Origin of the sequence: Klebsiella sp. HMSC16A12 (assembly GCF_001808265.1) — a bacterium.
GTDB lineage: Bacteria > Pseudomonadota > Gammaproteobacteria > Enterobacterales > Enterobacteriaceae > Klebsiella > Klebsiella pneumoniae.
Window position 1 is genome coordinate 1 of record NZ_KV792591.1, and the last position, 16,782, is coordinate 16,782.

Consider the following 16,782-nt stretch of genomic DNA (forward strand, 5'->3'; position numbering starts at 1 on the left):
GTCAGCGGCTGTTTGTCAGCGTTAAGCGCTTTGACCTGCTCAAGAGCGGCCTGTTTCTCTTTTTCCGTTGCGGCCAGTTGGGTCATTAGCGCGTGTTTATCTTTATTAAGCGTGGTAAAGCTGGCGCTGAGGCGTTTATTTTCAGCTTCGGCTTGCTGAATCTGCGTCGTTAATTGCTGGATCTGCTGACGCGCCGCGGCCTGGCTTTGCTGTAGATTATTATTCTGCACAACGCCTGCTTTTTTTATTAATGCCTCTTTTTCTGCAGTAGCGGCGCTTAAGGCGACCTGTAATTCATTAATTCTCTTATTCAACGCCGCTTGCTCATTCGCTCCGGCAGTATCCGTTTGCGGCGTAGCGGCAAGCTGTTTTTTTAATTGCTGTATAAGCTTATCTTTTTGTGCAATCGCCGCCTGCTGGCTGGTGATTCTTTTTTGTAATTGTGAGGTGCTGGTACCGGTTTTTTTATTATCTGCGCTCTGGCGGCTTTCTTGTGTTTGTTTTGCGCTTGCGGCATCGTTTTTTTCTTGCGCCTGAGATTGCTGGGTTTGCTGTTGGGCGTAATCAAGAAAGGCCGGCGCGGCGCCGGCGGTGAAGGGGGTTGAAAGCGCCAGCGCAGCGACGAGCATCAGCAGGGGCGCGTTGAGGGTCAGCGTGGCGGCTCTGTTCATGGCTGTTTGCTTTCACCACGCTGTACCAGGCTATCGATCAGCGTTTTCTGGATATCGGCGCACAGTTTGATGGATTTAAACTGATACATGGAGTCAATGCCAAGCCGGGTAGGATCCGCCACTTTCTCGCGCACGCTATTGTATTGTGACGCCGCGCGCACTAAAGCGTTAAAGTCATTGCTGAGTTTAGTGGCTTGCTGTGGGTTAACCTCTTTTAGCGAATCCAGCGCCTGGCGACAGGATTCAATGCGCGCTTGTTCGCTGGCCGCCCGCTCCTGCTCTGCCTGCTGCTGTGACGTCAGCGGCGTGGCGATCGGTTTAACCGGCTGGCGGGAAGAGGTATTGCTACAGCCGGCTACTAACAGCGCGGCGAGTGGGATAACACGAAGAGTCAGCGAGATATTCACAATTTCAGTCCATGAAGTAGGTATATTTTTACCGGATTCTAGAAGGGTGCTTTTTATTTTGCAATATATGAATAATGATATTTTGTTAGTTTTTTAGTCATTCTTCATTATTATGAGTTTACTTTATTTGGCAAATTGATAGGTTCGCAATTAAATAAAGTTTGTTTATATACAATAATAAATATAAATATTTAAAGGGGGAAAATGAAATGCTAAAGGCGCGGAGCGTTGCCGCCCGCGCAGGGAATTATTTAACGTAAGCCAGCAGGCTGAGCGAATCGCGGGCCAGCGCTTTACATTTTTTCGCCGTCGGAATGTTAATGCCGCTAAGATCGCGATAGCTGTCTTCGCCAAGCGCTTTCATGTTGTAGCTGTCATAGTTGCTCAGGTCCCACTGGTTCTGTTGGGCAAAGAACACCAGCGCGCGACGGATCTGCGTGTTGGGCAGGTTCTGGTAGCCACAGTCGTTTTTCAGAAACACAAAAACCGCGGTTAAATCAGCCATATCTTCCGCTTCGGATTCGCTGAGCGCGTAGCTGTTGGCGGAGAGAGCAAGCAGGCTGCCGAGTACCATTGTTCTGAAAAGCGTCTTCATTTTTTCTACCATTAGATCACCGACGCTTCAAATTAGCATACTTCTTTACACAGCGCCGATCTTTATTCTTACTCTTCTGCTTGACCTTCCCGTTACGGTAGGGTTTAAGCTCAAATATTCGCCCGCAGAATAAAAGGATGTGAATATGCAACGTCGAGACTTCCTCAAACTGACCGCCGCGGTCGGCATGGCCAGCGCATTGCCGTTATGGAGCCGGGCGGTCTTTGCCGCCAGTCGCCCGGCTCTGCCGATACCGTCGCTGTTAGCCGCCGATGCGCGCAACCGCATCGCGCTCAGGATCCAGGCGGGCAAAACGCGGTTTGGCGCCCTGAATGCCACTACCTGGGGCTACAACGGGTCGCTGCTGGGCCCTGCGCTGCAGTTGACGCAGGGGAAGACCGTCACGGTGGATATTACTAACCAGCTGGCGGAAGAGACCACGCTGCACTGGCATGGTCTGGAGGTACCGGGCGAGGTCGACGGGGGGCCACAGGGGGTTATCGCGCCGGGTGCCACCCGCACGGTAAGCTTCACGCCAACGCAGCGGGCGGCGACCTGCTGGTTTCATCCGCATCAGCATGGGAGCACCGGCCGGCAGGTGGCGATGGGCCTGGCCGGCCTGGTGCTGATCGAGGATGAAGAGAGCGGGCGCCTGCTGCTGCCTAAGCAGTGGGGAATCGATGATGTGCCGGTGATCGTCCAGGATAAGAAGTTCACCGCCGCCGGCGAGATCGACTATCAGCTGGATGTGATGAGCGCCGCCGTCGGCTGGTTTGGCGATACGCTACTGACCAATGGGGCCCTCTATCCCGAACATGCCGCGCCGCGCGGCTGGCTGCGCCTGCGCTTGCTGAACGGCTGTAATGCCCGTTCCCTCAATTTTGCCACCAGCGATAAGCGCCCGCTGTACGTAGTGGCTAGCGATGGCGGTCTGTTGGCCGAGCCGGTCAAGGTCGATGAATTGCCGGTCTTGATGGGGGAACGCTTTGAGGTGCTGGTGGACACCAGCGACGGTAAACCTTTCGATCTGGTGACCCTGCCGGTGAGCCAGATGGGCATGGCGATTGCGCCTTTTGATAAACCACAGCCGGTACTGCGCGTCCAGCCGCTGGTCATTCCCGCCTCCGGCAAGCTGCTGGATACTCTGGCCGCTCTCCCGGCGTTACCGTCCCTGACGGGGCTGACGCAGCGTCAGCTCCAGCTGTCGATGGATCCGATGCTCGACCGGATGGGCATGCAGGCGCTGATGGAGAAGTATGGCGACCAGGCGATGGCCGGAATGGATCACGGCATGATGGGGCATGGCGACATGAGCGACATGGGGAATATGCATCACGGCGACATGAGCATGAACCACGGATCCGGCATGGAGCATGGCATGTCGTCAGGCGAGGGCTTTGATTTCCATAACGCCAACCGCATCAACGGCAAAGCCTTCGACATGAATGAGCCGATGTTTGCCGCCGCCAGAGGCCAGTATGAGCGCTGGGTGATTTCTGGTAAGGGCGACATGATGTTGCATCCGTTCCATATCCACGGCACCCAGTTCCGTATCCTCAGCGAAAACGGCAAGCCGCCAGCGGCGCATCGTCGCGGCTGGAAAGACACCGTTCGTGTGGAAGGGGACGTGAGTGAAGTATTAGTGAAGTTTGATCATCCGGCGCCGAAGGAGTTTGCCTATATGGCCCACTGCCACCTGCTGGAACATGAAGACACCGGGATGATGTTGGGGTTCACGGTTTAAGTCTCTGCGACCTGCTGCCATCCCCTACGGGAAGAAGAACGGAACACCAAAAAAAACGGCAACTTTCGTTGCCGTTTTGCGTTTTATTTGGCGTCATCCGGGAGCGCATAGGCGACAATATAATCGCCCATTTTGGTACCGAACGAGCCGTGACCGCCGGCAGAGATGACAACATACTGTTTGCCATTCACTTCGTAGGTCATCGGAGTCGCCTGACCGCCGGCTGGCAGACGGGCTTCCCACAGCTTCTCGCCGTTGCTCATATTGTACGCGCGCAGGTAGTTATCTGCAGTCGCGCCGATGAACAGGACGTTACCGGCCGTGGAGATCGGACCGCCCAGCATCGGCATCCCCATGGTAAACGGCAGTTTAACCGGCATCGGGAACGGCAGGCTGTCCTGCGGAGTACCGATACGTTTTTTCCATACCACTTCGTTGGTTTTCAGATCCAGGGCGGAGATATACCCCCAGGCCGGCTGTTTGCACGGCAGGCCGAACGGCGACAGGAACGGGTTCAGCGTTACGCCGTACGGGACGCCGTACTGCGGCTGCACGCCGGACTCGGTACCAGAGCCTTTCGCATCTTTCGGCGGCTCCATCGGATTGCCTGGCCCGCGCGGGATCAGTTTTGAGACGAAAGGCAGCGCCATCGGGTTGGCGATAGCCACCTGACGGTTCGGATCGACGGAGATACCGCCCCATTCAAACATCCCCAGGTTACCCGGGAAGACGAGGGTGCCCTGCTCAGACGGCGGGGTGAAGATACCTTCATAGCGCAGCTGGTGGAAGATCACGCGGCACACCAGCTGGTCGAACATAGTGGCGCCCCACATGTCCGCGCCGGTCAGATCTTTCTTCGGACGGAAGCTCAGATCGGAGAAGGGCTGGGTTTTGGTAACGTAATCACCTTTGGCAGCGCCCTGCGGTACTGGTTTTTCCGGCGCCGGGACCACCAGCTCGCCGTTACGACGATCCAGCACGAAGATGTTGCCGGTTTTCGCCGGGGCATAGATGACCGGTACGGTTTTGCCGTTGACCTCAATATCAGCCAGCGTCGGCTGGGAAGGCATGTCCATATCCCACAGATCGTGATGGACGGTCTGATAGCTCCAGGCCAGCTTACCGGTGGTGGCGTTCAGTGCCACAATCGAGCTGGCATAACGCTCTTGCTCCGGCGTACGGTTGCCGCCCCAGATGTCCGGAGTGGTCACGCCCATCGGCAGATAGACCAGATCCAGCTTAGCGTCGTAGGCGGCAGGCGCCCATGAGTTCGGCGAGTTGAGCGTGAAGTGATGTTCATCGCTCGGGATGGCGTTCGGATCTTTCGCACCCGGATCGAAGGCCCACAGCAGTTTACCGGTATTCACATCAAAGCCGCGGATCACGCCTGACGGCTCGCGGGTAGAGAAGTTATCGGTGACCGCGCCGGCAATCACGATGGTTTTATCGGTGATGATCGGCGGTGAAGTGGGTTCATACATGCCCGGCGTGGTGACCGGCATGTTGGTCTGCAGATTGAGAATACCTTTATTAGCAAAGGTTTCGCACAGCTTACCGTTGTCGGCGTTTACCGCGAACAGGCGACCATCGTTCACCGGCAGGATAATGCGGCGCGGACAGTCGGCGACGACGTCGGCAGGGGCGTTATCCGCTTTCGCTTCGTGATAAGAAACACCGCGGCAGGTGACGTGCTGGAACGACGGATCGGCGTTCAGCTGCGGGTCAAAATGCCACTTCTCTTTACCGGTGGCGGCGTCCAGCGCAAACAGGCGCTGGTGAGCGGTACACAGGAAGAGCGTATCGCCGACTTTAATCGGCGTCACTTCGTTAGTGATTTCACCCGGATCGTTCGGCTGTTTCAGGTCGCCGGTGCGGAACACCCAGGCTTCCTTCAGGTTCTTCACGTTATCGGCGTTAATCTGCTTCAGCGGGGAGAAGCGCTGGCCTTCCTGGTTACGGCCATAGGCCGGCCAGTCGCCGTCGGCGACGGTGGAAATCGGTGCGGCCGGCGTAGCGTCGGCGCTCAGGGTGCCGTTGACTTCCTGCGGGTCGTTAAAACCAGCCCAGGTCAGCATGCCGCCGCTGATCAGCAGGGCGACGACCAGCGCGCCAACGGCGCCAGCGGAAGGCACCGGCAGACGACGCCAGACAAAGGGCAGGATCAGCCAGATGCCAAAGAAGACGAGGATATCGCTACGCGGCGTCAACGCCCAGAAGTCGAAACCAACTTCCCAGACGCCCCAGATCATGGTCGCCAGCAGCAGCGCGGCGTACAGCCACAGCGCAGCGCGCTTGCCGCGGAACAGCATTACGGTCACGCCCAGCATCACCAGCCCGGCGATAGGGTAGTACCAGGAGCCGCCAAGCACGACCAGCCATGCCCCGCCGATTAATAGATAGAGGCCGCAGAACGCTGCAAATAGCGCAGTCAGCGTCACCAGGAGCCTTGATTGTTGAGACTTTGTTTCAGCCATAAAAAGTTACTCATGTGTTTGTTAAATTTTTTAACTGCAATTAATTATAGGATTTAACAAGTGTGATCGGAATCACAAATATGGCTTTATTAATCCCTGCACCGAAGATTTCTTTTTGCTGGTATACTGGATGGCTTGCCGGTCATCGTCGGGGCGAAAGCAGCGGCTTTGATGATTTATATTTAGAATCAAATGGTTAGTATTATGAAACATACTGTAGAAGTGATGATCCCGGAATCCGAGATCAAAGCGCGTATCGCGGAACTGGGTCGTCAAATCAACGAACATTATCAGAACAGCGGCAGCGAAATGGTGCTGGTGGGGCTGCTGCGCGGCTCGTTTATGTTCATGGCCGACCTGTGCCGTGAAGTGCAGGTGCCGCATGAAGTCGATTTTATGACCGCCTCCAGCTACGGCAGCGGCATGTCCACCACTCGTGATGTGAAAATCCTTAAAGATCTGGATGAAGACATCCGTGGTAAAGACGTTCTGATCGTGGAAGACATCATCGACTCCGGCAATACCCTGTCTAAAGTTCGCGAAATCCTCAGCCTGCGCGAGCCGAAATCGCTGGCCATTTGTACGCTACTTGATAAACCCAGCCGCCGCGAAGTGAACGTCCCGGTTGAATACGTCGGTTTCGCGATTCCGGATGAGTTCGTGGTGGGCTACGGTATCGACTATGCTCAGCGCTACCGCCATCTGCCGTATATCGGCAAAGTCACCCTGCTGGACGAGTAAGGGGATATCCCACTCTGGACAGCGCGCGCCGCGCTCTCCAGAGTGGCGAAGTCTGAAGGCTATCTGTGGTTGATGTGCTTGATCTTGAGGTTGGAGATCCCGTGGCGATAGCGCTGTTCGAGGGTTTCCCTGCTCACAGCGGTGACATCCAGATCGCGCAGCAGTCCGTCGTGAATCCCGTAAGCCCAGCCGTGGATGGTCACCTTCTGTCCGCGCTTCCACGCGGATTGCATAATCGTCGAATGTCCCAGATTGTACACCTGTTCCATCACGTTCAGTTCACAAAGGGTATCCAGACGGCGCTCCTCTGGCATTTCACCGAGCAGCGAGCTGTGCTTAAACCAGATATCGCGGATATGCAGCAGCCAGTTGTCGATAAGCCCCAGCTCCGGGTTCTCCACCGCCGCCTGCACGCCGCCGCAGCCGTAGTGTCCGCAGATAATAATGTGCTCGACTTCCAGGACATCGACGGCATACTGCACCACCGACAGACAATTGAGATCGGTGTGGATCACCAGGTTCGCTACGTTACGATGCACGAACAGTTCGCCAGGCTCCAGGCCGGTGAGTCGCTCAGCGGGAACGCGGCTGTCCGAACAGCCAATCCACAGGAAGCGCGGTTTCTGCGTCTGCGACAGTTTCTCAAAAAAGCCGGGGTCCTCTTCCACCAGCATTTTTGACCATAGTGCATTGTTGCTGATGAGTGTATCTATATCATTCATGGACGTTATCGGCCTGTAACCAAGTAAGTGCGTTGCGCTAATATAGGGTAAGCTCACCTTTTTTAAAACCATCTTAACCCGTGATACTTCAGGCTGCAGATGCGTTGGCGGCGTCAGCGCCGGTCCAGCGCAAACGTGAGTCAGGCGGGTTAATGACGTGTCACGACACGAGAAGAGATATTTAATGACCATTGCTCTGGAATTAAAACAGCTCAAAAAAACCTATCCCGGCGGGGTTCAGGCGCTGCGGGGGATCGACCTGCAGGTCGAAGCGGGGGATTTTTATGCCCTGCTGGGCCCGAACGGGGCCGGAAAATCCACGACCATCGGCATCATCAGCTCGCTGGTGAACAAAACCTCTGGTCAGGTCAATGTCTTTGGCTACGATCTGGAGAAAGACGTCGTCAATGCCAAGCGCCAGCTTGGCCTGGTGCCGCAGGAGTTTAACTTCAACCCGTTCGAAACCGTGCAGCAGATCGTCGTTAACCAGGCGGGCTACTACGGCGTTGAGCGTAAAGAAGCCCTTTCCCGCAGTGAAAAGTATTTAAAACAGCTCGACCTGTGGGAAAAACGCAACGAACGCGCGAGGATGCTCTCCGGCGGGATGAAGCGTCGCCTGATGATCGCCCGCGCGTTGATGCATGAGCCGAAGCTGCTGATCCTCGACGAACCGACCGCCGGCGTCGATATTGAACTGCGTCGCTCGATGTGGGGCTTTCTCAAGGATCTCAACGATCGCGGAACCACCATTATCCTGACCACCCACTATCTCGAAGAGGCCGAAATGCTATGTCGCAACATCGGCATCATCCAGCACGGCGAGCTGGTGGAAAACACCTCGATGAAAGCGCTGCTGTCGAAGCTGAAGTCAGAGACCTTTATTCTTGACCTCGCGCCAAAAAGCCCGGTGCCGAAGCTCGAAGGCTACCAGTACCAGCTGGTCGATACCTCGACGCTGGAAGTGGAGGTTCTGCGTGAGCAGGGAATTAACAGCGTCTTCGCGCAGCTGAGCGCCCAGGGGGTGCAGGTACTGAGTATGCGTAACAAAGCCAACCGTCTGGAAGAGCTGTTTGTCACGCTGGTGCATGAGCGAAAAGGAGAATCAGCATGATGCAGCTTTATTGGGTCGCGCTGAAAAGCATCTGGACCAAAGAGATCCACCGTTTTATGCGCATCTGGGTGCAGACGCTGGTGCCGCCGGTGATCACCATGACCCTGTATTTCGTGATCTTTGGCAACCTGATCGGCTCGCGTATTGGTGAGATGCATGGTTTTACCTATATGCAGTTTATCGTCCCGGGCCTGATCATGATGGCGGTGATCACTAACGCTTACGCCAACGTCGCTTCATCCTTCTTCAGCGCCAAGTTTCAGCGCAATATTGAAGAGCTGCTGGTGGCGCCAGTGCCGACGCATGTGATTATCGCCGGCTACGTGGGCGGCGGGGTAGCGCGAGGACTGTGCGTAGGTATCCTGGTGACCGCGGTGTCGCTATTCTTTGTGCCGTTCCAGGTTCACTCCTGGCTGTTTGTCGCCCTGACGCTGCTCCTCACCGCGGTGCTGTTCTCGTTGGCCGGGCTGCTGAACGCGGTGTTTGCCAAGACCTTTGATGACATTAGCCTGATCCCGACCTTTGTGCTGACGCCGCTGACCTATCTCGGCGGGGTGTTCTACTCGCTGACCCTGCTGCCGCCGTTCTGGCAGGGGCTGTCGCATCTGAACCCCATCGTCTACATGATCAGCGGTTTTCGCTTCGGCTTCCTCGGTATCAACGACGTCCCGCTGGCGACCACCTTCGCCGTGCTGGTGGTGTTCATTGTCGCCTTCTATCTGCTGTGCTGGTCGTTAATTCAGCGCGGTCGCGGCCTGCGTAGCTGATACTCATCATGGTTAGCGCTTCCTGAAGTAAATATGCGAAGCGCTAACCGCTTATCTTTGACTCCCATCACCGATACGTCATCTTCACCTTGCTACATTATTCGCTGGCTAAGGAGGGAAGCATGCTCGGATGGGTCATTACCTGTCACGATGAGCTGGCGCAGGAGATGCTGGATCGTCTTGAACAAAAGTTTGGTCCGCTGGCCCAGTGCCGGGCGGTCAATTACTGGCGCAATCTCAGCAGCAATATGTTGAGCCGGATGATGTGCGATGCGCTGCATGCCACCGACTCCGGGGACGGGGTCATTTTTCTCACTGACAAAACCGGTGCGGCGCCTTATCGGGCCGCGGCGCTGATGAGTCACAAACATACCCACTGCGAAGTGATCTCCGGCGTCAGCTATCCACTCCTTGAGCGAATGTATCTCCTGCGAGGCACGTTAAGCAGCGTGGCGTTTCGCCAGGCGATCGTCAGCGCGGGCGGGCCGATGGTGAGCAGCCTGTGGCATCAGCAGCAGAAGAACCCCCCGTTCCGGTTGCGCCATGATGCCTGGGGAAATTAAGCAGCGGGACAGATACCGCTTTTGTTACAATAACCGCCGTTGATGGTATAACGGTTTGATGCGTATGCTTGCCCGATTTTTGACCCTGCTTCTTTTCCTGACCTCACTCAGCGCCTCCGCCAGCCTGCTTAGCCAGCAGGGCAAGGCTGTGCGCTATATGCAAACCACCGAAGACGCGGTCATCTGGGCGCAGGTGGGAAACCATGTGGTCAGCGTCGGCAATGTTCGTGCCGGGCAGATCCTCGCAGTCGTCCCGACGGCGGCTGACTACTATGAGTTTCGTTTCGGCTTTGGCACCGGGTTTATTGATAAAGGGCATCTCGAGCCGGTGCAGGGCAAGCAGCGGGTGGAGGACCGTTTGGGGGATCTTAATAAACCGCTGAGTAACCAAAATTTACTCACCTGGAAAGATACACCGCTCTATGACGCTCCCTCGGTAAGCAGCGCGCCGTTCGGCACGCTGGCCAACAATCTGCGCTATCCGATCCTCAGCAAGCTGAAGGACCGGCTCAATCAGACCTGGTTTCAGATCCGCATTGGCGACCGGCTGGCGTGGGTCAGTAGTCTGGACGCGCAGGAGGATCACGGTATTCCCGTGCTGACCTATCACCATATTCTGCGCGATGAAGAGAACACCCGTTTTCGTCATACGTCGACCACCACCTCGGTTCGCGCCTTCACGAATCAGATGACCTGGCTGCGCGATCAGGGCTATACCACGCTGACCCTGTATCAGCTGGAAGGCTATGTGCGTAATAAAATCAATCTCCCGGCGCGGGCGGTGGCGATCACTTTCGATGATGGCTTGAAATCGGTGAACCGCTACGCCTATCCGGTGCTGAAACAGTACGGTTTCCATGCCACCGCGTTTATTATCTCCTCGCGTATTAAGCGCCATCCGCAGAAGTGGGATCCGAAATCCCTGCAGTTTATGAGCATTTCCGAGCTACGCCAGATCCAGGACGTCTTTGATATTCAGTCGCATACTCACTTCCTGCATCGGGTTGACGCCGGCCGGCGGCCGATTTTATTCAGTCGCAATTACCATAATATTCTGTTTGATTTCGCCCGCTCGCGCCGGGCGCTGAGCCAGTTTAATCCGCACGTTCTCTACCTTTCCTATCCCTTCGGTGGCTATAACGCTACGGCGGTGCAGGCGGCGAATGACGCCGGGTTTCATATGGCGGTAACGACGGTGCGTGGGAAGGTGAAGCCGGGGGACAATCCGTTTCTGTTAAAGCGGTTATATATCTTACGCACGGATTCGCTGGAGACGATGTCGCGGCTGATCAGTAACCAGCCGCAGGGGTAATACCGACGCTGCGCCTGAGCGCAGCGTCGCGGCCATCAGGCGACCTGTACCGGAATAGCTTTCGCCTGGCGCTTCATTTCGTTGTCGCCTTCGAAGTAGGCGATGTTAGGCTGCCAGCTGCGCGCCTCTTCGTCCGACATGGTAACGAAGCTGGCGATGATCAAAATATCGCCGACGCTGGCGCAGTGCGCGGCGGCGCCGTTAACGGAGATGATCCGGGAGCCCCGCTCGGCGGCAATGGCGTAGGTGGAGAAACGGTTGCCGTTGGTGACGTTCCAGAGGTGAATAGTTTCATTCTCCAGAATACCGGCCGCATCCAGGAAGTCCTGGTCAATGGCGCAAGAACCTTCATAGTGCAGGTCCGCCTGCGTGACTTTTACGCGGTGGAGCTTGCCCTGCAGCATATTACGCATCATAACTTCTACCCTTCAACCTTAATGTAGCAGAGCGGACACGGCGCCCGCCCTGAGAAAAGCCCGGGCAGTATTGCCCGATTTTTACCCGCTGTCTACTGAGCGAGCGTGACGATCCGGTTGTCGATCAGGCGAGCCTGCCCCAGCCAGGCGGCCATCAGGATCACCGCGCGCTGGCTGGCATCGGTCAGCTCAAGCAGGGTGTCGGCATCGCGGATCTGAATGTCGTCGGCGCGGAAGCCTTTCTCATTCAGCTCCTGTTCAGCGATAGCGATGATCTCATCGAGCTGGCGATCGCCGGCGGCCAGCTTTTCCGCCACCGCGCTCAGCACTTTATACAGACCAGGCGCGATTTTGCGCTGGTCGGCGGTCAGGTAGCCGTTACGCGAACTCAGCGCCAGGCCATCTTTCGCGCGGACGATCGGCACGCCGATGATCTCAATGTCGTAGCCCATGTCGGCGACCATCTTGCGGATCAGCGCCAACTGCTGGAAGTCTTTCTCGCCGAAGCAGGCGACGTCTGGTTGAACAAGGTTGAACAGCTTACTGACGATGGTCGACACGCCGCGGAAATGGCCCGGGCGGCTGGCGCCTTCGAGCATGGTGGATAATCCCGGAACGTCGACGTAGGTCTGGCCTTCAGTACCCTGGGGGTACACTTCCGCCGGCGTCGGCGCGAAGACAAAGTCGACATGACGTTTGTTCAGCTTTTCGCAATCATCCTGTAAGGTGCGCGGGTAGCGCGCCAGGTCGTCGACGCGGTCAAACTGCATCGGATTGACGAAAATACTGACCACCACCACGTCCGCACTGGCTTTGGCTTCATCAACCAGCTTCATATGACCATCATGCAGGTTGCCCATCGTCGGGACCAACGCGATACGCTTACCTTCCTGACGCAGACGGCGGATATGCTGCCGCAGCAGCAGTACGGATTCAATAATCAGCACAACAAGACTCCTTAATGGAAACTGTGTTCTTCGCCCGGATAGACTCCGGATTCGACTTCGGCAATATACTGCCGCACCGCGGCGCGGATGTCGCCCGCTTCGGCAAGGAAATTCTTGGCAAATTTAGGAATGTGGCCGCCGGTAATGCCGAAAGCGTCATGCATCACGAGGATTTGCCCGTCGGTGACATTGCCCGCGCCGATGCCGATCACTGGAATGGTCAGAGCGTCGGTGATGCGCTTCGCCAGTTCAACCGGCACGCACTCCAGGACCAACAGCTGCGCACCCGCCGCCTCCAGCGCTAACGCGTCTTCAAACAGGGTCTGCGCCGCATCGCCGCGACCCTGCACTTTATACCCACCGAATACGTTCACCGACTGCGGCGTCAGGCCAAGATGGCCGCAAACCGGCACCGCGCGCTCCGCCAGCATCCTCACGGTGTCGGCCAGCCAGGCGCCGCCCTCGAGTTTGACCATATTGGCGCCAGCGCGCATCACGATGGCGGCATTTGCAAAGGTCTGCTCGGGGGTGGCATAGGCCATGAACGGCAGGTCGGCAAGCAGCAGGCTGTTTGGCGCGCCGCGGCGGACGGCGCGGGGGTGATAGGCGATATCTTCCACGGTAACCGGCAGGGTGGAGTCGTGACCCTGCACCGTCATTCCCAGCGAGTCGCCTACCAGCAGCACATTTATGCCTTCATCGGCGAACAGCTTCGCGAAGCTGTGATCGTAGGCGGTAATGGTGGCAAAGCGCTTCTTTTCCTGTTTGCATTTCTGCAGCAGGGCAATGGTGGTCGGTTTCATAACATTTCCTGATGATGAAAGTCATATTAACCGGCATTCTAACAGCAGCATTCAGAGGGGCAATGATTTTGGGCAACCGATTACGACGATCGCCGCAAATGCTAAAAAAGGGAGAGGGGATTACCAGCTGGCGGGCTTTTCCGCGCCGAGATTATCCAGCACGGCGCGCAGCGCCAGGCCGTCAGGAAAGTGAAGGTCCGGGGCGATCTCGAACAGCGGCCAGAGCATAAAGCCGCGGTTTTTCATATCGTAGTGCGGAACGGTCAGGCGCTCGCTGTTAATGACAGCATCGCCAAACAGCATGATATCGAGGTCCAGCGTGCGCGGCCCCCAGCGTTCGGCTTTGCGCACTCGCCCCTGCTGCAGTTCGATGCGCTGAGTATGATCGAGCAGCGTCTCGGGGGGCAGGGCGGTTTCCAGCGCAACGGCGGCGTTGAGATAGTCCGGCTGATCCTGCGGGCCCAGCGGCGGCGTGCGGTAGAACGAAGAGACGGCGACCACGCGGCTGTGCGGAATTTCGCCCAGGGCGCGGATAGCCGCCTGCGCCTGCTCCAGTGGAGAAGCAAGGTTGCTGCCAAGAGCGATATAGACCAGAGTCATGCGCTACCCTGGCGCGGCGCGCGCTTGCGCGGACGACGGTGACGACGGCGCGGCGCCGGATCGTCCCCGAGGTCGTTGAGCATATCTTTTTGCGCCGGCGGCGCGGCGACCTGGAATTCGCCCCACCATTTGGTCAGGCGCTGCAGTTCGTGGTTGTTCTCGGCGCCGGCGCGTAGCTCCAGCAGGTCATAGGCGGCGCGGAATTTCGGATGCTCCATCAGCTTCCAGGCGCGTTTGCCCTGACGACGGGACATGCGCAGCTGCAGCTGCCAGATATCACGAATAAGGGTGGTGATGCGCTTAGGGATCGCCAGCGTACGGCAGGCTTCGTCCAGCACATCGTTCATCGCCAGGGCGAAGGCGTCGTAGTACGCCAGGCCGCTCTCCTGAGCGATTTTTTGCGCCGTCTCCAGCAGCGGATACCAGAACATCACCGCGAAGAGGAAGGCCGGATTGACGCGCATATCGTTATGAATGCGGGTATCGGTATTCTTCAGCACCTGGCTGATGATCCGCTCCATCGGGCTGTCGCCGCGCTCGGTAAAGTAGCGGGTGATGGTCGGGAACAGCGGCTGGAACAGGCTGTATTCCCGCAGCAGCATGTAGGTCTGGTAGCCATACCCGGCCTGCAGCAGCTTAAGCACTTCTTCGAACAGACGCGCCGGCGGCACATCGTGGAGCAGGGCGGCCAGGCGCGGCAGCGGTTCAGCCGTTTCCGGGCTGATGGTCATATTGAGCTTGGCGGCAAAGCGCACCGCGCGCAGCATGCGCACTGGATCCTCGCGATAGCGGGTTTCCGGGTTGCCGATCAGACGGATCACGCCGTCCTGCAGATCCTTCATGCCGCCGACGTAGTCGCGAACGGTAAAGTCCGCCACGCTGTAATAGAGGCTGTTGATAGTGAAGTCGCGACGCTGGGCATCCTCCTCGATCGAGCCGAAGATGTTATCGCGCAGCAGCATGCCGTTCTGGCCCCGCTGGGAGGTGACGCGATCGGTGGTATGCCCTTCGTGATGGCCACGGAAGGTGGCGACCTCAATGATTTCCGGCCCGAACATCACATGCGCCAGGCGGAAACGTCGCCCAACCAGACGGCAGTTGCGGAACAGCTTGCGTACCTGATCCGGCGTGGCGTTGGTGGTAACGTCAAAATCTTTTGGCTTTTTGCCAAGCAGCAGGTCGCGGACGCCGCCGCCGACCAGCCAGGATTCGTAGCCCGCCTTGTTGAGGCGGTACATGACCTTGAGGGCGTTTTCACTGATATCTTTGCGGGAAATAGCATGCTGCTCACGCGGGATCACCGTCATAGGCGTTGGTTCGACGGCGGCTTCTGCCTCGCGCTCCTCACGGCTTAGCACCTTACGGCAAAAATTAGCGACTCGGGTAAAAATGGTGCACCTCGTAGTGTCAGACGGACTTCAGATCAACTGTACAGTGTAAAAATAGCGGCTAATCATAGCTCAGCGGGAGCCATTTGAGAATGCTCGATTTTCGCCGGCTGCCAGTTGGCGACGGCCTGGGCGAGTAAATCATCGATGCTCAGGGCCTGCCACTCCTCGGGGATCGCCTGATTCAGAAAGCGGAGCGCCCGGACGATTTCGGGGCGCGGATCGCCTTCCGGCAGCGCCGGCGCGTGGTTTTGTTTAGAGAGTTTATTGCCGTCGCCATTGAGAGCCAGCGGCAGATGGAGGTAATCCGGCGCCTGCCAGCCAAAATGCTGATACAGCGAAATCTGCCGCACCGTCGGCTCAATCAGGTCTGCGCCGCGGACAATCTCGGTGATCCCCTGAAAGTGGTCGTCGACCACCACCGCCAGGTTGTAGGCGAACAGCCCGTCGCGACGGTGGATAATAAAATCCTCACGCGCCAGCGGCTCATTGGCGATGAGCGTGCCGCGCAGACGGTCGCTAAACTGCAGCACCGGACGGGTTTGGCGCAGGCGCAGCGCGGCGTTTTCCGCCCCCAGCCCGAGATCGCGGCAGTGGCCGTCGTAGATCCCGCCCACGGCGTGGATCCGCGCGCGGGTGCAAGTGCAGTAATAGCTCAGCCCTTGCTCGCCCAGCCACGTCAGCGCCTCGCGGTAGGCTTCGTGCCGTTGCGACTGCCACAGCACGTCGCCATCCCAGTGCAGACCGTAGTGGTCAAGCTGGCGCAGGATGGTATCGGCGGCACCGGGGACTTCGCGCGGCGGGTCGATATCTTCAATACGAACACGCCAGATACCCTGGTTCGCGCGGGCTTGCAGGTAGCTGCCGAGCGCGGCGATCAGAGAGCCGAAGTGGAGTTCGCCGGAGGGGGAGGGGGCGAAGCGCCCTATATAGCGTGAGTCAGTCATGGTACGGACAACAGAACCAGGCGGGAGAGACTCCCGCCAGAGAGTGAGGCAGCAGGGGATTAGCCCGCCATCTGTTTTTCGCGAATTTCCGCCAGGGTTTTGCAGTCAATGCACAGATCCGCTGTCGGACGCGCTTCCAGACGGCGAATGCCGATCTCCACGCCGCAGGATTCGCAGTAGCCGAAGTCTTCGTCTTCAACTTTTTTCAGCGTTTTCTCGATCTTTTTGATCAGTTTACGTTCGCGGTCGCGGTTACGCAGCTCCAGGCTGAACTCTTCTTCCTGGGCGGCACGGTCTACCGGGTCCGGGAAGTTAGCTGCTTCATCCTGCATGTGCGATACGGTGCGATCCACTTCATCCCTGAGTTGATTACGCCATGCTTCAAGAATACGCTTGAAGTGCGCCAGCTGGGCTTCGTTCATATACTCTTCGCCCGGTTTCTCTTGGTACGGCTCCACCCCAGCGATGGCGAGAATACTCAGGGACGATGTTTTACGGTTTTGCCCTTCTTGCATGTTGCTTCTCCTTAACACGCACTATCGATCCCCATGTGGGGGAAAATCAGGCCGCTATA

The 16,782-nt window shown here is 57.4% G+C and carries 18 protein-coding genes and 1 pseudogene; 7 read left to right on the forward strand and 12 right to left on the reverse strand.

The window, feature by feature from the left end; all coding sequences use genetic code 11:
- The 3 genes and pseudogenes from HMPREF3140_RS29635 to HMPREF3140_RS10155 all read right to left on the reverse strand — a co-directional run.
- A pseudogene (locus tag HMPREF3140_RS29635) lies at positions 1-86 on the reverse strand (peptidylprolyl isomerase); the annotation flags it as partial.
- Between the two features lie 581 nt (positions 87-667).
- Positions 668-1,078: a hypothetical protein gene (locus HMPREF3140_RS10150; protein WP_004145917.1), complete on the reverse strand. Its 411-nt coding sequence runs from the start codon at positions 1,076-1,078 to the stop codon at positions 668-670.
- Positions 1,079-1,325: 247 nt separating this feature from the next.
- Positions 1,326-1,673 carry a YacC family pilotin-like protein gene (locus tag HMPREF3140_RS10155; RefSeq protein WP_002888808.1) on the reverse strand — a complete coding sequence of 116 codons (348 nt, stop codon included), beginning with the start codon at positions 1,671-1,673 and terminating at the stop codon, positions 1,326-1,328.
- Positions 1,674-1,818: 145 nt separating this feature from the next.
- Here HMPREF3140_RS10155 and cueO point away from each other — a divergent pair, with 145 nt between their 5' ends.
- Positions 1,819-3,417, forward strand: a complete 1,599-nt coding sequence (cueO, locus tag HMPREF3140_RS10160; protein WP_004147105.1) for a multicopper oxidase CueO — start codon at positions 1,819-1,821, stop codon at positions 3,415-3,417.
- Between the two features lie 83 nt (positions 3,418-3,500).
- Here cueO and HMPREF3140_RS10165 read toward each other — a convergent pair whose 3' ends face one another.
- On the reverse strand, positions 3,501-5,891 hold the full coding sequence (locus HMPREF3140_RS10165; protein ID WP_002888816.1) for a glucose/quinate/shikimate family membrane-bound PQQ-dependent dehydrogenase: 2,391 nt from the start codon (positions 5,889-5,891) through the stop codon (positions 3,501-3,503).
- Positions 5,892-5,971: 80 nt separating this feature from the next.
- Here HMPREF3140_RS10165 and HMPREF3140_RS28715 point away from each other — a divergent pair, with 80 nt between their 5' ends.
- Entirely contained in the window at positions 5,972-6,091 is a 120-nt protein-coding gene (locus HMPREF3140_RS28715) for a hypothetical protein (protein ID WP_012542835.1), read from the forward strand.
- A gap of 4 nt (positions 6,092-6,095) precedes the next feature.
- Positions 6,096-6,632 (forward strand): hypoxanthine phosphoribosyltransferase, encoded by a 537-nt coding sequence (gene hpt / locus HMPREF3140_RS10175; protein WP_002888819.1) that lies wholly within the window; start codon positions 6,096-6,098, stop codon positions 6,630-6,632.
- Between the two features lie 59 nt (positions 6,633-6,691).
- Here hpt and can read toward each other — a convergent pair whose 3' ends face one another.
- Positions 6,692-7,354, reverse strand: a complete 663-nt coding sequence (gene can, locus HMPREF3140_RS10180; RefSeq protein WP_002888821.1) for a carbonate dehydratase — start codon at positions 7,352-7,354, stop codon at positions 6,692-6,694.
- A 184-nt stretch (positions 7,355-7,538) separates the two neighbouring features.
- On the opposite strand from can, the gene HMPREF3140_RS10185 reads away from it, so the two are divergent.
- The 4 genes from HMPREF3140_RS10185 (at position 7,539) to HMPREF3140_RS10200 (ending at position 11,107) form a co-directional block, all read left to right on the forward strand.
- Positions 7,539-8,465, forward strand: coding sequence for an ABC transporter ATP-binding protein (locus HMPREF3140_RS10185; RefSeq protein WP_002888823.1), 927 nt, complete (start codon positions 7,539-7,541; stop codon positions 8,463-8,465).
- On the forward strand, positions 8,462-9,232 hold the full coding sequence (locus HMPREF3140_RS10190; RefSeq protein WP_002888827.1) for an ABC transporter permease: 771 nt from the start codon (positions 8,462-8,464) through the stop codon (positions 9,230-9,232). The genes HMPREF3140_RS10185 and HMPREF3140_RS10190 overlap by 4 nt, the downstream gene beginning before the upstream one ends.
- 122 nt (positions 9,233-9,354) lie before the next feature.
- Positions 9,355-9,795 carry a PTS sugar transporter subunit IIA gene (locus HMPREF3140_RS10195; RefSeq protein ID WP_004177394.1) on the forward strand — a complete coding sequence of 147 codons (441 nt, stop codon included), beginning with the start codon at positions 9,355-9,357 and terminating at the stop codon, positions 9,793-9,795.
- Positions 9,796-9,853: 58 nt separating this feature from the next.
- Entirely contained in the window at positions 9,854-11,107 is a 1,254-nt protein-coding gene (locus HMPREF3140_RS10200; protein WP_004145907.1) for a polysaccharide deacetylase family protein, read from the forward strand.
- Positions 11,108-11,142: 35 nt separating this feature from the next.
- On the opposite strand, the gene panD is transcribed toward HMPREF3140_RS10200, so the two are convergent.
- The 7 genes from panD to dksA all read right to left on the reverse strand — a co-directional run bounded on the left by panD (position 11,143) and on the right by dksA (position 16,723).
- Entirely contained in the window at positions 11,143-11,523 is a 381-nt protein-coding gene (gene panD / locus HMPREF3140_RS10205; RefSeq protein WP_002888834.1) for an aspartate 1-decarboxylase, read from the reverse strand.
- A gap of 92 nt (positions 11,524-11,615) precedes the next feature.
- A complete protein-coding gene (gene panC / locus HMPREF3140_RS10210; RefSeq protein ID WP_002888835.1) occupies positions 11,616-12,470 on the reverse strand; it encodes a pantoate--beta-alanine ligase in 855 nt (284 codons plus the stop codon).
- Between the two features lie 11 nt (positions 12,471-12,481).
- Positions 12,482-13,273: a 3-methyl-2-oxobutanoate hydroxymethyltransferase gene (gene panB, locus HMPREF3140_RS10215; protein ID WP_070552976.1), complete on the reverse strand. Its 792-nt coding sequence runs from the start codon at positions 13,271-13,273 to the stop codon at positions 12,482-12,484.
- 120 nt (positions 13,274-13,393) lie between these two features.
- Complete coding sequence (gene folK / locus HMPREF3140_RS10220; RefSeq protein ID WP_012737407.1) at positions 13,394-13,873, reverse strand: 2-amino-4-hydroxy-6-hydroxymethyldihydropteridine diphosphokinase; 480 nt, start codon at positions 13,871-13,873, stop codon at positions 13,394-13,396.
- Positions 13,870-15,264: a polynucleotide adenylyltransferase PcnB gene (pcnB, locus tag HMPREF3140_RS10225; RefSeq protein ID WP_071526609.1), complete on the reverse strand. Its 1,395-nt coding sequence runs from the start codon at positions 15,262-15,264 to the stop codon at positions 13,870-13,872. Before pcnB ends, folK begins: the two co-directional genes overlap by 4 nt.
- Positions 15,265-15,326: 62 nt before the next feature.
- Entirely contained in the window at positions 15,327-16,208 is an 882-nt protein-coding gene (gene gluQRS / locus HMPREF3140_RS10230; protein ID WP_004145903.1) for a tRNA glutamyl-Q(34) synthetase GluQRS, read from the reverse strand.
- 59 nt (positions 16,209-16,267) lie between these two features.
- Positions 16,268-16,723 (reverse strand): RNA polymerase-binding protein DksA, encoded by a 456-nt coding sequence (gene dksA / locus HMPREF3140_RS10235; RefSeq protein ID WP_002888845.1) that lies wholly within the window; start codon positions 16,721-16,723, stop codon positions 16,268-16,270.
- Positions 16,724-16,782 lie beyond the last annotated feature (59 nt).